At 70.4% G+C, this 240-nt stretch carries 1 protein-coding gene; it reads left to right on the forward strand.

Annotated elements, in window-relative coordinates; genetic code table 11:
• Positions 1 to 240, forward strand: a 240-nt coding sequence (locus tag SB822_RS60415) for a protease modulator HflK N-terminal domain-containing protein (protein WP_410859560.1), incomplete at both ends; no start/stop codon positions are given.

A 240-nucleotide genomic window follows, 5' to 3' on the forward strand; every position in this document is an offset into this window, starting at 1 on the left:
CTTTCACTGAACGATCCGCGCTGGGGCCGTGGCGATGGCAATGGCGAGCGCCAGCGGCCCGTCGAGCCCAAGCGGCCGCAGGCCAAGGAAGGTGAAGGCCCGCCCGATCTCGACGAGATGTGGCGGGATTTCAACCGTCGTTTGAGCCGGATGTTCGGCCGCAAGGGCGGCGGTGCCGGCGGCGGCCGTCCGGACAACGGTCGTGGCGCGCGCATCGGCGTCGGCATCGTGATCGGCGTG

The organism is Paraburkholderia sp. SIMBA_054, assembly GCF_046534875.1.
Taxonomy (GTDB): Bacteria; Pseudomonadota; Gammaproteobacteria; order Burkholderiales; family Burkholderiaceae; genus Paraburkholderia; species Paraburkholderia hospita.